Origin of the sequence: Treponema sp. (assembly GCF_052169735.1) — a bacterium.
GTDB lineage: Bacteria > Spirochaetota > Spirochaetia > Treponematales > Treponemataceae > Treponema.
Genome location: NZ_JBQNBW010000035.1, coordinates 1 through 13,750 on the forward strand (window position 1 = coordinate 1; position 13,750 = coordinate 13,750).

At 38.5% G+C, this 13,750-nt stretch carries 11 protein-coding genes and 1 pseudogene; 6 read left to right on the plus strand and 6 right to left on the minus strand.

Going from position 1 to position 13,750, the window contains the following annotated elements; all coding sequences use genetic code 11:
- Positions 1–306 precede the first annotated feature (306 nt).
- From ACTTJ8_RS07050 to ACTTJ8_RS07070, 5 genes and pseudogenes are all read right to left on the minus strand, one after another.
- A pseudogene (locus tag ACTTJ8_RS07050) lies at positions 307–594 on the minus strand (ABC transporter ATP-binding protein); the annotation flags it as partial.
- Positions 554–859: a hypothetical protein gene (locus tag ACTTJ8_RS07055; RefSeq protein WP_442720746.1), complete on the minus strand. Its 306-nt coding sequence runs from the start codon at positions 857–859 to the stop codon at positions 554–556. The gene ACTTJ8_RS07055 and the pseudogene ACTTJ8_RS07050, both read right to left, overlap by 41 nt.
- A 505-nt stretch (positions 860–1,364) precedes the next feature.
- Positions 1,365–1,640 carry a hypothetical protein gene (locus ACTTJ8_RS07060; RefSeq protein ID WP_442720747.1) on the minus strand — a complete coding sequence of 92 codons (276 nt, stop codon included), beginning with the start codon at positions 1,638–1,640 and terminating at the stop codon, positions 1,365–1,367.
- A 175-nt stretch (positions 1,641–1,815) separates the two neighbouring features.
- Positions 1,816–2,463, minus strand: a complete 648-nt coding sequence (locus ACTTJ8_RS07065; RefSeq protein ID WP_487248076.1) for an STM2766 family helicase-associated protein — start codon at positions 2,461–2,463, stop codon at positions 1,816–1,818.
- Positions 2,463–4,469: an STM2767 family DEAD/DEAH box helicase gene (locus tag ACTTJ8_RS07070; protein WP_442716006.1), complete on the minus strand. Its 2,007-nt coding sequence runs from the start codon at positions 4,467–4,469 to the stop codon at positions 2,463–2,465. Before ACTTJ8_RS07070 ends, ACTTJ8_RS07065 begins: the two co-directional genes overlap by 1 nt.
- 242 nt (positions 4,470–4,711) lie before the next feature.
- Between ACTTJ8_RS07070 and ACTTJ8_RS07075 the strand changes: the two genes are divergently transcribed.
- Together ACTTJ8_RS07075 and ACTTJ8_RS07080 are read left to right on the plus strand one after the other, a co-directional pair.
- Positions 4,712–6,184, plus strand: coding sequence for an Eco57I restriction-modification methylase domain-containing protein (locus ACTTJ8_RS07075; RefSeq protein ID WP_442720749.1), 1,473 nt, complete (start codon positions 4,712–4,714; stop codon positions 6,182–6,184).
- Positions 6,175–7,131, plus strand: coding sequence for a BsuBI/PstI family type II restriction endonuclease (locus ACTTJ8_RS07080; protein ID WP_442716004.1), 957 nt, complete (start codon positions 6,175–6,177; stop codon positions 7,129–7,131). The genes ACTTJ8_RS07075 and ACTTJ8_RS07080 overlap by 10 nt, the downstream gene beginning before the upstream one ends.
- Positions 7,132–7,158: 27 nt before the next feature.
- Here ACTTJ8_RS07080 and ACTTJ8_RS07085 read toward each other — a convergent pair whose 3' ends face one another.
- Positions 7,159–8,904, minus strand: a complete 1,746-nt coding sequence (locus tag ACTTJ8_RS07085; protein WP_442720750.1) for an ABC transporter ATP-binding protein — start codon at positions 8,902–8,904, stop codon at positions 7,159–7,161.
- A gap of 356 nt (positions 8,905–9,260) precedes the next feature.
- Between ACTTJ8_RS07085 and ACTTJ8_RS07090 the strand changes: the two genes are divergently transcribed.
- The 4 genes from ACTTJ8_RS07090 to ACTTJ8_RS07105 all read left to right on the plus strand — a co-directional run bounded on the left by ACTTJ8_RS07090 (position 9,261) and on the right by ACTTJ8_RS07105 (position 13,698).
- Entirely contained in the window at positions 9,261–10,667 is a 1,407-nt protein-coding gene (locus ACTTJ8_RS07090; RefSeq protein ID WP_442716002.1) for a hypothetical protein, read from the plus strand.
- 449 nt (positions 10,668–11,116) lie between these two features.
- Positions 11,117–13,000 carry a 1-deoxy-D-xylulose-5-phosphate synthase gene (gene dxs, locus ACTTJ8_RS07095; RefSeq protein ID WP_442716001.1) on the plus strand — a complete coding sequence of 628 codons (1,884 nt, stop codon included), beginning with the start codon at positions 11,117–11,119 and terminating at the stop codon, positions 12,998–13,000.
- Between the two features lie 163 nt (positions 13,001–13,163).
- Positions 13,164–13,424, plus strand: a complete 261-nt coding sequence (locus ACTTJ8_RS07100) for a type II toxin-antitoxin system RelB/DinJ family antitoxin (RefSeq protein ID WP_442716000.1) — start codon at positions 13,164–13,166, stop codon at positions 13,422–13,424.
- A 4-nt stretch (positions 13,425–13,428) separates the two neighbouring features.
- Positions 13,429–13,698, plus strand: coding sequence for a Txe/YoeB family addiction module toxin (locus tag ACTTJ8_RS07105; RefSeq protein WP_442715999.1), 270 nt, complete (start codon positions 13,429–13,431; stop codon positions 13,696–13,698).
- Positions 13,699–13,750: the final 52 nt, after the last annotated feature.

Here is a 13,750-nt window from a genome sequence, read left to right on the forward strand (position 1 = left end):
TGCGGATTTATCGTGAATACCGGCTAAAAACCGGTGTTCAACAATAAATCGCGTATGGAGCTAATTATAGCACGAAAAGGAAAAATCTGCAAGAAAAATTATTTTATTTTCTGGTGTATACACAGGTATTTTTAGGCTGCAAATTTGCATTGCAAACTTGTTACTGTATAGAACCAGCGACATCCGTGTCGGTTCCGTAATACGCCCATTAAATTTAATGTGTCTACTAATACTTGGCAAGTTGCCAGATCCTTTTAAAATCATTAGGGCTATGCGCATCATAGAGAATCCTTTGTGTGTTTCCCCCTACATTCTCCACCGCTCCGCTTCATATTGAATATCCCACAGCCGCCGATATAGCCCCTCTTGTGCAATCAGCTCTACATGAGAGCCGCGCTGACTGATTGTTCCGTTTTCCAGCACGAGAATCTGATCCGCGTTCTGTATAGTAGAAAGTTTATGCGCACTCATAATCACCGTTTTATTTTTCAAAAGTTCCTGTAAAGCCGTTTGAATCAGCTGCTCATTTTCCGCATCGACATTTGCCGTTACCTCATCCAAGAGGATAATCGGTGCATCCTTGAGAAGCGCCCGACCGCAGACACGAAACAAGGTAGCGCAGCACGATGCGGGCAAGAATACTCGCCAACATAATCAGCGAATACCGGATCATTACCGGCATTGTCAAAGCCTCCGCAACATCAGGATTAAATTCCGGCATCCGCGCAGTAATATGAAACGCTGCCAGCAAAGGAACCACAATCAGCCAGCCGTCAAAAAAGCTCAACACAAGCGAAGCATACAGTGCCCTCTTTTGTCCGCTCATCAACTTGATAAAATCCCGCACCGTTTTTAACATACCGATTCCCCCATTTCTGCAATTCTATATCATTTTCCCGTCCGCTGTCCGTACAACAAACGAAACATTGTCTTCCTACGATATATTTTGACTGCAAGCATAAGTGGAAATGTGAGGCTATGAGTAAAATTATATTTTTTAATTATAATAGTATGATTTCGGGCGTGCCGGTTTACGCCGCACAATTATGTGCCGCAGCGTAAACCGGCGGGCTTTTCGCTTGTAGCTTTTTGCCGTTACTGCATTATAGAGACAGTGTTTCTCCTCATACCTCCGCCATGGCTGACGGCGGTTCTAAACAGCACTGCAAAAATTGTTGCTTCAGAACGTCCACGGACGGACGTGGTTCCATTAAGAAACGAGTTTGACATTTTAAAAAGTCAAACTCGTTCTCAAGCGTTGTACACGGAAGTACAACGCTTGAAGATGGCTACCGCTGCAATCCCTCACGCACTGTCAAAAATGTACATCCTTGTACATTTTTGACGACGAGTTTTGCCTTACGTCAAAACATCGCTGCTGTGTAATACCAGCGACATCCGTGCCGCTTTTCTGAATGTACATCCTTGTCCAATTCTTGGACGCGAGTTTTTTGCGGAGAAAAAAACATCGCTGCTGTTTTTAATACCAATGGCATCCGTGCCGCTTCTGAATGTACATCCTTGTCCAATTCTTGGACGCGAGTTTTTTGCGGAGAAAAAAACATCGCTGCTGTGTGGAACCATGGACATCCTTGTCCGTTTGGGAAGCAGAGAATTCGTATTATAATTGCATAAATCATTGTATAATAACAACTTGTTTTAAAATATAATATACTGCGCATACATTATTATAGGATGTAACTTTATAATTTTAATACGGAATCCATGATTTTGGAAGAATATGTCCTTATCAATCTGTAAATAGTATTTTAAGATAAATAAAAATTATTCATCAAAACAACTAATGTATAGTATTTAGTTATTTATAAAAAATATCTTACAAGATTGTATATCGACAAGATTTATAAAATCATACTCTGATAGTATTTTATTTAAACCAAGTTTAAACGTTCCATTTTGTGAATAATTGAAATCAATATGATACTCAGGATGGTTGATTTTTATGTTATCTACATCATGATCATATCGTAAATAACCTGGTTCAAAAGAAAGTAAATCTATAATTAATCCAAAATAACTATCGAATAACTCTTCTTTAATATTATATTCATTCAGTATATCAAAAATGTGTTCAATATTGCTGTAAAGTTTAGGATTTGCTATATCAACCTGATAAAACACTGCTTTCAGGAAAGAAACAATTTCTGCAGTGATTAGTATATTCTGCTTATTAAAAAATCCAAAACCATCATGCGTTCCTTTTATTAAAAATGGAATATTAAATGAATGTATTTTATCTAGTCTTTCATAAATAAAAACTCGTACCATTTTAGCCATGTAAAAAATAATAGATATATCTTGCTTATGTTGACTATCGGACAAATATTCTTTTGTTATAAGGTTTAAAATTAATTCAATAATATCTTTTCGTGATCTTATAGAATGTGTGAAGCTTATCATCTTCTTATAAGCGTAGAATCTAAATTCTTTTCCATGATTCATTATTTTACCACTGCCTGAATAATTTTTTCTATTCTATCTGTTATTTCATTTCTATTCATTGATTTTGGTAAGGCTTTCTTTGAAAACATCTTAACATCATTTTTCTGTTCTAATGTTAAATTATAAGCTGCTGAAAGATATTCTATTATTTCCTGTATATCATTTTTTTCATTTTTTCTTTTTACGAAATTTGTCTTTATAATTTCTTTTAATTCCTGTGAAGGTTCTTGAATAATTATTGCATTATTTTGCTCTATTTGCTTTATTGCTTTACTATATATTTCTATAAACTTTTCATTTTCTTTTTCATTAATAAAAAAATAAGAACTAATTAAGGATCGTGTCAAAGCCATATATATTGCATTTCTTACTCGAAAGTTTGTTGTTATTTTTTTTTCAGAAATAAGCAAAACAAAACAGAACTCAAGCCCCTTTATATTATTTATGTTACTTATAAAAATTGTATTTTCTTGTCGTTGCTTTGTTTCATACCCCTTATTGACCGACCAGCCAAATTTTTCATATAACATACTTTCCAATAAATTTGCTGTATGATAATTATGAAACATATCGCTTTCTAAAAAAATTATTGCAATATCGTCTGGTACTAGTGATTGATTATTAGCTTTAATTCTTTGTATGCATGCTTCAATTTCGTCAATAATAGTATTATCATTATTATATTTTGTTAGTGTTAATGTCTTATAATTCACTTCTATATCTTCAAATCTACGTATTGGATTCCTAGTTAAAATATATTTACCATTAGCTTTATTAATGATATATCCGCAAGCTTCCCATTCTGAATCGTCAAGCCAGCGCAATGGAGGGGATTCATATAAACCCATACCAATTGCATGCGCAAGCATAAGTGTTTTAGGTTCAGTTCTATAGCATCTACTCAATATGAAATCAGTATTTGCGGTAGATATATTAGTTTCAAAAATATTTTGAAAAATATCACCAGCAATGAAAAGTTGTTTTCTGGTAATCATTGAACATAACTCAAAAAAAGGCTCAGCAAAATCTTGGCTCTCATCTATAAAAATATAATCGAAACACGGTTCGATAGGTGGTTGCTTTAATTTTAATGCTTCTACAGCTTCTTTACATAAAATATCAAATCGTGGCGTATTTTTTCCAAATGGGGAGAAAGGAATATCATACTTCTGACAAATAAAACTATAAACTCCGCATGAATAATTTTTCCCTGACCCCCATGCACGCATAATCCACAGTCGCTTATTCCACTCAATTTGTTCTTCAACTCGCATGAAATTAAAAAATTTTGGAATACGAAAATGCATATCATCTTCTAGAATAGTATTATAACAAGTAAAAACTATTGAGTATTCAGCTTCATTAATGTATAGTTCTCGAATTTTATGAAGTAATAATTCTGTTTTACCTGTTCCTGCTAAACCTTGTATCCGTATTTCTTTTTTATCATTATAATTCTTATAGATAAAATTGCTTTGAGTACCATCAAACAATACAATTTTTCTCTTTACCTTATCCAAAAGGGTAACAGGAGTTTCTTTTCCAATTCTCTTTATATCATTAATACTTCCTATTAAAAGCGATGTTAATAATTCAATTTTTCGTATATTATCTTGATTATTCTCTTGTATATCATCAATTATATCCTTAACGTCCTTTTTTATATCATTATAGCCATATTTTTTTATGAGATTTTTCCATTCACGGGGCCGACCTAAAACTTCTCGATAATTATATTTATCAGAAAGGACCCCCAGATCTTCAATGAAGTCTTCAAAGTATGTAGTAAAATCTTTTTCTTCCTCTTTTAAATTAGTAATCATTATTCTGCAATTCGGAATTAAAACAGCGCATGCATTATCATACATATAAGAATAATTAGTAGCTAAAGCTTTTTTCACTACATATACCTGTTTCTTAGTCTTGTTAGCATAATCATTAAATTTAGAAAAAATAGCGTTTTCATCATCAAAATCTATATAAAAGTAAGAATCTTCTAGAATCATTTACATACCCCTGCGAGTATACATTATATGATAAATTTAATTGATTTTCTAGTCCCCATATCAGTGATTCTATATTATAACCGTATAAATCATTTCATAATAATGACTTGCTTTAAAACGTGGTAAGCGTATGGAATGCGTAAACTAATATATAGAATACAGCATTTATAATGTAAGTGCGAAATCTTCAGGCATATTCTTTTCCCTCTCCCACAAAATCTCAAAATATGCTATAAGACAGTATGTTTGCACTGGCAGAGACACTGGAGGAAGAAAGACTTACTCATGCGGCAAATACCGCTATAGAACACAAGGCACGTTTAGGGCAATATTTTACCCCCTATCCGATTGCCCGCTTTATGGCGTCTTTATTTCCGGTTACCGATCAAAAAATACGGTTGCTCGATCCCGGAGCCGGTATCGGAGCACTTTCCTGCACTTTTTTAGAACGGATTCGGCAGGAAAACTGGAAAGCGCCGGATGTTTCTGTTTCTGCATACGACATTGATGAATCGGTATTGCAAACATTAGAGAAAAATATAGCATGTGCATGTTTTAATAAAGCCGATTATGAAATAATTTCCGAAAATTTCCTTACAAAAACGGCATTTGAATACACATGGAATATAAACAAGACATATACCCATGTCATTATGAATCCACCCTATAAAAAAATAGTAACTCATTCTATGGAACGTCATGCCGCTCGTGTTTTTGGTCTTGAGACGGTCAATTTATACACTGCCTTTATCGGAGCCGCTATTGCAATTACTGAAGACTTGGGGCATATTGTTGCTATTATTCCAAGAAGCTTTTGTAATGGTGTTTATTATAAACCCTTTCGAGAGTTTATTTTGAAACACTGTGCAATAAAACATATCCATCTGTTTAAGTCGCGAAGTAAAGCATTTAAGGATGAAGCGGTTTTGCAGGAAAATATTATTATTATGCTGCAAAAAAATGTACAGCAAGAAAAAGTAAGCGTATCTTATTGCACTGATGAGTCGTTTGCAGATTTTAAAGTATTTGATGCTGATTTTTCTCAAATTCTTAATCCATTTGATAAAGAAAAATACTTGCATATTCCCGAAGAAAAAAAGATTCATACGGAAACATTTTCCAGTTATTCAACTTTGAAAGATTTACATATCAATGTTTCTACCGGACCGGTTGTAGATTTCAGAAAACGGGATATTTTACTACAAGACTATCAAGACGGAGCTTATCCTCTGATATATCCTCTTCATTTACGACATTTCCGTCTTGAATGGCCAAAGCAATCAAAAAAGCCTAATGCAATTTTATATTCTGAAGATGTTGCTAAATTACTGTTCCCAAAAGGTTTTTATGTTGCAGTAAAGCGCTTTTCAACAAAAGAAGAACCCAAGCGTATTATTGCTTCACTTATTACGCCGCAAGATTTTATAACTGATGGTATTGCGTTTGAAAATCACCTGAATATTTTTCATATAAATAAAGCTTCATTACCTGAGGATATTTCATACGGCTTAATTTGTTGGCTTAATTCAACGTATATTGATAGAAATTTTCGACTATTTAGCGGTCATACCCAAGTAAATGCAACAGATTTACGAAACATCCCGTATCCTAATCTACAGAAATTAAAAGAGCTGGGAAAACGGCTGCAACAATCAAATCAATGGAATCAACCGCTTTTTGATTCACGTGTGGAGTCTATCGCATTATGCAACTAAACGAACAAATACAACAAAAAATTGAAAAGGCAATTAATCTGCTTACTTTGTTTGGAATGCCGAAAGCACAGCAAAATGAACGGACAGCATATTGCCTACTTTCACTCTTAAATATGACACCGGAAAAAGAGTGGAAAAATGCTGAAAACCCGTTGATGGGTATTACCCCAATGATGAACTTTGCAAAAAAATATTATAATAAAATATATGCCCCAAATACGCGCGAAACATTTAGGAGATTTAGTACTCATCAAATGGTACAAGCAGGAATAGCTCTCTATAATCCAGACGATCCTGCACGACCGGTTAATAGTCCCAATGCCGTATATCAAATATCAGCCGAAGCATTGCAAATAATCAAATTATATAAAACAAAAGATTTTACTAAAATGCTTGATGATTTTATAAAACAAAAACCGACACTTATACAGCAATACGCGCATGAACGTCAAATGAAGATGGTTTCGATTAAAATAAAAGAAAATCACTCAATTCAAATCTCACCGGGAAAGCATAGCGAATTAATTCGAGATATTATTGAACAAATGGCACCTCGATTTTTGCCGGAAAGTTTACTTGTGTACGTAGGTGATACCGGTGAAAAATGGGGATATTACGATCAAGAGCTTGCCGGAAATTTATTGTTTAATATACAGCAACACGGAAAAATGCCGGACGTAATTTTATACGCGAAAGAAAAAGCCTTGTTGGTACTCATTGAATCAGTTACTTCTCATGGCCCGGTCGATAGCAAACGCTATATTGAACTTGAAGCACTCTTTTCATCCGTCATGATTGACAAAGTATATATTTCTGCTTTTCCCGATAAAAAGGTATTTGCGCACTATATCGGTGACATAGCATGGGAAACGGAGGTATGGATTGCAGATAATCCGACACACATGATTCACTTTAACGGTGATAAATTTATCGGAGCGCATAAATAATCAACTTAATAAAATCCCGCACCGTTTTTAACATACCGATTCCCCCATTACCCTTTCCAGCTTCCAGTTCCGGCTCTGCACCTGCGTACTCCACAGCTTTGCATACAGCGGTGATTGCTTCAACAGTTCGCCGTGTGTTCCCGTTGCAGCAACCGTTCCGTTATTCATCACGATAATTTGATCGCAGCCGGTAACCGTTGATAACCGGTGTGCAATTACAATGAGCGTTTTGTCTTTGCACAATTCTTCAAGCGACTTTTGAATTTTGTGCTGGTTTTCCATATCAGCATAAGCGGTTGCTTCGTCAAGAATCAGTATCGGTGCGTTTCGCAACAAAGCCCGTGCAATAATAATCCGCTGCCGTTGACCTCCCGACAATTTTGCACCATCATCTCCTGCACTCGTATTGTAGCCATTCTCAAACGCAATGATAAACTCGTGGCAATGAGCTTTCTTCGCCGCTTCAATCACTTCCTCATCGGAAGCATCGGGCTTCCCAAGCCGTATATTTTCCATAATCGTCATGTTGAATAAAAAAGTATCCTGCGTTACATAGTTGACCCGCTGCATCAGCTGATCCAAAGATAAATCTCGATACGCAACACCGCCTATTGTTATACTTCCTTCCTGTACATCCCAAAAGCGTGCAATAAGATTCGCGACGGTCGTTTTACCGGAACCTGAATGCCCGACAATCGCCGTCTTTGTTTTTTCAGGGAACACAAGTGAAATATCATGCAGCACCTGGACATCTTCATACGCAAAAGAAACATGATGCAGTGCAATGTCGTTATTCGGTATTTCACCGGCGGCTGTATCTGGTTCTTGTAATTCAGGAACAGAGAGAACTTCGTTGATGAGGCGTTCGCCGTTTTTAATGTAATAAAAGTTATCCATAAATTCCGTGAACTTCAAAAGCGAAGTGCCGATCCCGACAGACACCAACACGGAAAACAAATACAAGTGTGCACTTAAACTGCCGGCGCAATATAAAAAGCCGCCGACACTCAGTACGCTTGCCAAAAGCGAAGATAGTAAAACAATCGAAGGAGACGCTGCAACATACATTCGATTATAAAGTCGCAGCGTTGCCGTTTTATATTCGTCGATGGAGGTTTCATAGTGGGAAAGCGCCGCATCCTCTCTCCCGAAAATTTTGATTTCCTTATTTCCGCGGATATATTCAATAACTCTCCCGTTCATATTTTCGAGCATGGTATAATAGGTAGCAGCAAATTCGTTCATAATGCCGATATACATCGGAAGATAAAACAGCAGCGTCAGCGCGGCGGGAATCAATACCGAAAGCCCCATCCGCCAGTCGAAGCTGAAAAGCAGCGCGATAACACTGACAGGCAGCAGGACGTTTGAAGTCGTTTCGGGGATTGCGTGCGCAAGCGGATATTCGAGGTGCTCGAGGCTGTCAATCAAGAGGCTGTGAAAGTAGCCGCTCCCTTTTGCTTGCATGTAGCCCAGCGGCATACGCATCATTTTTTCCGTAATGGAAAGCCGCACTTTTTTCAAAATAGAAAACGCCGTCTTATGCGAAAGAGCGGTTGAAAGACAGTGCATCAGGATTTCGAGCGCAAGCGACAGCAAAATCAACAGTGCATACCACAACACCGTCCGCCCATTGCAGCCCTGCACAATACGCAGCAGCAGCCGGTACACCGCATAATACGGCAACAACCCGAAAAACACGGAAGCAATCGCCAAGGCCACAGAAACACTATAAACCGGAATATGTTCTTTTACAAAATCCTTAAATCGCATAGTTCGTTTATACGTCTTTTTGAATAAGCTGTCCGCACAACCGGTAAAAGTTTGTCTGATGACGATATATTTTGGCTGAAAACGAAATGATGGCAAGTTGTACTATAGAACACCTCTCAAAACTGAACTTAGATTTTTAGGGATGCCCGATGGCCTACTCTCAAAAAACGGGTTGACGCTCTTCCATAAAAAAGCAAAAACAGCCTATACTCGACCTATTCGATAACTGCGTTTTCGAATAGGTCGACGAGTTCTCGCATCGCGCAAATAGCACGATTTAGAACATCGCATTTCAAGGTAACCTGTTCAGAAACGGAAGTTTCCGAACAGGTTTATTTTTCAAACGAAAAGGAGATATGATGAATAACGCTGAAATTGCATCCCTTGTTGAACATGCAGATGATAGAACAATAAAAGACTTTCTCATTACACTCTTACAGAAAGATGATGTATTGCTGCAAAAATTTAAAATAGCTTCCGGTACTCAACTTTCTCGAAGCGATGTGCGTTCATACGAAAAACAGATTGTGCGTATTTGTAAGCAAAATGAAAATGAGCATGGCTTTATTTCATACGGGGCTTCATGGAATTTTCATAGAGAATATGAAGAGTTCTTATCCGAAACGGCTACTGGCCTCATTGACCGTAAAGAATATATGCCGGCGTTTGAGTTTATCCGCTTTTGCTTTATGACCCTCAACAGTCTCCATATTGATGATTCAAATGGTACTACAGGAGCATTGGCATACCTTTGTATTGATTTCTGGCGTATTCTCTGTGATGCTTGTGATAGTTCGACACGCAGAATGCTGTACTTTCAGATAAAAAACATCCTCACAGCAGATATAGCCGACTATCTTACAACGTATATTGAGGAGATGTTGTTTAAACATTTTTCCGAACCGGAATTTTTACACGATAAACTGATTCTATGTGATGAGCAGATACGGTCTTTATCAGACGGCAGCGATAGAGCGGAGGATGAAAAATCTGTATATAGCTTACCTATGAATTTCAGCGATAGGTATGAACTGTCAAACTGGGTTTTGTATCGTATTCAACTTATGGAGCAGTTACAGCTTCCGCAAGAATATCGAGATGAATATTGTAAAAAATATATCAGTATAGAGCAAGTTCGATCATATTACGCGGAAGAATGTATCCGGCTCAACCGGTTTGAAGAAGCAATACGGCTTTATGAAGAAGGTAAAGAACTGTTTGGCGACTTGCCCGGTATAATGCGCGATTACAGCAAACAGTTGGCAGCACTGTATTTAAAAACGAATCAAATGGAAGCCTATAAAAATGAGTTATGGCATCTGATATTAGACTACCAGCGCGGCGATCTTGAAGTTTATAAAGAATTGAAAACCCTCTATAGCGAAGACGAGTGGGTAAAAGAACGTGAAAAGATTTTTGCACATGTCAGAAATCTTGATGAATTATATAATTATGAGGGGTTCTATGATCGGCTGCTGGAAATGGCATTGCAGGCTCCCAGTTTGTACTACATTTTACGCTATGAAGAAAAGGTAAAAGATTTGGCTCCTGATCGGATATTGGAAAAATATGAAACGGTGATACGCGAAATGGCAGAACCGGTATCAAGCAGAACAACCTATGCTGAAATCGCAGCATATCTCATACGGATGCTGCCGTACCCCAACGGTAATAACCTCGTCAAAAAGATACTTGACGAGTTCCGTATCAAATATAAAAGACGTCCGGCAATGATGGATGAACTGAATTGCGTAGAGGTATGATGGATGCATGATGAGCATAAAACAAAAACTATTGCGGCTGCAAAACGCTATGCAGAGAAAATATTTAAGGAAGATTGCAGCGGCCACGATTTTTTTCACGAACAAATGATGCAATACGGAGTCTTGACTTTTAAGAGCCGTTCGGATATGATCATCTATCTTTATATATAAGGAGTGTGTTCACGTGCCCTGCGGAAAAAAACGAAAGCGACAGAAGATAGCAACGCATAAACGGAAGAAGAAGCTTCGAAAGAATAGACATAAGAATAAGTAATAATCTTGCGGTTTTTCCTCCTTTGAGAGGGTATGATGCCGCTAATAAGGAGATACAGCAAGATTATTTAAGAGCGTATTATTCTACCGCTTTTATTAATGATGAGAAAGGGCGTTGGTGACTCTCCATACAGCCCTTTTTTATTTGTCTTGATCCTGCATTACTGAACATATACATGAATAAAAATATACTCTCATCCATACACAGCCCGAAAGACCTCAAAAGCCTTTCCAGAAAAGATATACAGACTCTAGCGCAGGAAATGCGTGATGTTATTTTGGAGACAGTCAGCGCAAACGGCGGGCACCTTGCAAGTAATCTTGGGGTTATTGAACTCACAATCGCATTGCACCGGGTATTTTCCAGCCCTGACGATGCAATGATCTGGGATGTGGGACATCAATCCTATCCGCATAAACTTCTCACGGGTAGGTACGACCGCTTTTCTACCCTCAGATTAAAAGACGGTGTGGCAGGTTTTCCTAAACGGGAAGAAAGTCTGCATGACATTTTCAATACCGGACATGCTTCTACTTCAATTTCTGCTGCTGAAGGGCTTTTAACGGGCCGGCAGCTTCTGAACCAAAGCGGTAAGGTGATAGCAGTTATCGGTGATGGTGCGCTGAGCGGAGGGATGGCTTTTGAAGCCCTCCTCAACATTACACCGAGCACTAAAAACCTTGTTGTTATCCTCAATGATAATAAAATGTCTATCTCTCCCAATATACGGGCTGTTTCGGAGTATTTAAGCAGATTGACAGTCCGTAAAGGGTATCAGCAATTCAAGTATGTATTCGATTTAGCTGTTGGGAAGATTCCGATACTGGGAAGACGGATTAACTTTTTAATTCACCGGCTAAAGCGCGGCGCAAAAGGAATCTTCTATAGAAACAACCTCTTTACCGATGTAGGCTTTGAATATGTCGGTCCTTTAAATGGGCATAATGAAAAAGAACTGGAAAAAGTTTTCCGTAATGTAAAAAAAATTCAAGCGCCGGTACTGATTCACGTTCAAACAAAAAAAGGAAAGGGCTATTCGCTTGCTGAAGAAAATCCATCCGTATTTCATGGTATCGGTCCCTTCAATATTGCGGACGGCAAGCTTGAAAAGGCAAGCAGTAATTCTTTTACTAAGGCTTTTTCTCAGGCGCTGGTTGATGAAGCGCAAGTTAATAGCTCGATTACTGCAATTACGGCGGCAATGGCGCAGGGAACAGGGCTGGAACCGTTTCAACAGCGGTTTCCGAGCCGCTTTTTTGATGTCGGTATTGCAGAACAGCACGCGGTAACCTTTGCCGCCGGGCTTGCAGCAGCCGGTTTACGGCCGATCGCAGCAATCTACAGTACATTTTTGCAGCGGGCAATAGACCAAGTAGTTCATGACGTTGCGCTGCAAAAGCTACCAGTTATCTTTGCAGTCGACCGTGCGGGAGCCGTCCCTTATGATGGCGAAACGCATCAGGGACTCTACGACATCTGTTTTTTACGCAGTATTCCAAACATGACGGTATTGGCGCCCGCCTCGGCAGTGGAAATGCGGGCAATGCTGCACTATGCGCTGCAGCTGGAATCTCCTGTTGCAATCCGTTACCCTAAAAATACATGCGCTTCTGAATGTCCCGCATTTGCGCTGCCACTGGAAACCGGCTGCGGCGTTCTTATCGCAGCATCAGATGAAAGCAGCGTACTTTTGATATGTACGGGAGGAATGTACCCGGAAACCGTTGCGGCTGCAGAGATACTCAGTATCCACGGTAGCGCTGCCGACATTTATAATCTCCGTTTTATAAAACCGCTGAATGAAGCCCGATTATTGGAACTAGTGGGCCGGAAGTATCGTGCAGTAGTTATTATTGAAGACGGCTGTACCATAGGCGGAGTAGGACAGTATCTGGAAGGGCTTATTCAAAAGCATTGCACCGGGATTGCAACTGCGGTGTGCGCCTTTCCCGATACCTTGTTTATGCAGGGCAGCAGATCTGATATATTGGAAGCAGCCGGTCTTACCGGACAGCAGATTGCGGAAATTGCCGCACAATTGCAAAAAACTCAAGTATAGATTCTGAGAATATGCCCTATCCTCTCGAATAACGAATGTATCTTTACCTAACAAACCATAATATTGACAATGCAAATAAATATATTTACAATCAAAACATATCGGCTCAAAGCATCGGAGTATTAAAACCTCCGCACGAATAAACCAGACAGGAGTTACTACTATGGCACAGACAAACATAAATATCCGTATGGACGAGAACTTAAAAAAACAGTTTGAAGCCTTTTGTTCCGACATTGGCATGACCATGACAACTGCATTTTGCGTATTTGCAAAAACAGCGGTCAGGAAACAAAAAATACCGTTTGAAATATCAACAGATCCGTTCTATAGTGAAAGCAATATTTGTTACCTTGAAAAGAAAATGGCAGATTATAAGGCGGGTAAACTTCAGCTGGCAGAGCATGCATTGATAGAGGATTAAGTTTATGCCGGACAAGATAATACAGTGGGACATTGACGCTTGGAATGATTACATTTACTGGCAGACACAAGATAGAAAAACGCTTAAACGGATAAATCTTCTTATTAAAGATATCAGCCGTGATCCGTTTCAGGGAATAGGTAAGCCGGAGCCGTTAAAAGGTTCTCTGACAGGATTTTGGAGCCGTAGGATTGATGAAGAGCATAGACTTGTGTATGCAGTAGAGGAAAAAGTTATTATACTGATTTCCTGCCGGGGACATTATGAAGATTAGTTGCAATGAGGTTGCCGCAATGCCTGGATGATTTGTGCGGCGGGGTAATACT

What these genes read in the sequence shown, in the direction of transcription:
- ACTTJ8_RS07055 (WP_442720746.1), bottom strand. Translation starts at nt 859, where the DNA reads ATGTTAAAAACGGTGCGGGATTTTATCAAGTTGATGAGCGGACAAAAG.
- ACTTJ8_RS07060 (WP_442720747.1), bottom strand. Translation starts at nt 1,640, where the DNA reads ATGATTTATGCAATTATAATACGAATTCTCTGCTTCCCAAACGGACAA.
- ACTTJ8_RS07065 (WP_487248076.1), bottom strand. Translation starts at nt 2,463, where the DNA reads ATGAATCATGGAAAAGAATTTAGATTCTACGCTTATAAGAAGATGATA.
- ACTTJ8_RS07070 (WP_442716006.1), bottom strand. Translation starts at nt 4,469, where the DNA reads ATGATTCTAGAAGATTCTTACTTTTATATAGATTTTGATGATGAAAAC.
- ACTTJ8_RS07075 (WP_442720749.1), top strand. Translation starts at nt 4,712, where the DNA reads ATGTTTGCACTGGCAGAGACACTGGAGGAAGAAAGACTTACTCATGCG.
- ACTTJ8_RS07080 (WP_442716004.1), top strand. Translation starts at nt 6,175, where the DNA reads ATGCAACTAAACGAACAAATACAACAAAAAATTGAAAAGGCAATTAAT.
- ACTTJ8_RS07085 (WP_442720750.1), bottom strand. Translation starts at nt 8,904, where the DNA reads ATGCGATTTAAGGATTTTGTAAAAGAACATATTCCGGTTTATAGTGTT.
- ACTTJ8_RS07090 (WP_442716002.1), top strand. Translation starts at nt 9,261, where the DNA reads ATGATGAATAACGCTGAAATTGCATCCCTTGTTGAACATGCAGATGAT.
- dxs (WP_442716001.1), top strand. Translation starts at nt 11,117, where the DNA reads ATGAATAAAAATATACTCTCATCCATACACAGCCCGAAAGACCTCAAA.
- ACTTJ8_RS07100 (WP_442716000.1), top strand. Translation starts at nt 13,164, where the DNA reads ATGGCACAGACAAACATAAATATCCGTATGGACGAGAACTTAAAAAAA.
- ACTTJ8_RS07105 (WP_442715999.1), top strand. Translation starts at nt 13,429, where the DNA reads ATGCCGGACAAGATAATACAGTGGGACATTGACGCTTGGAATGATTAC.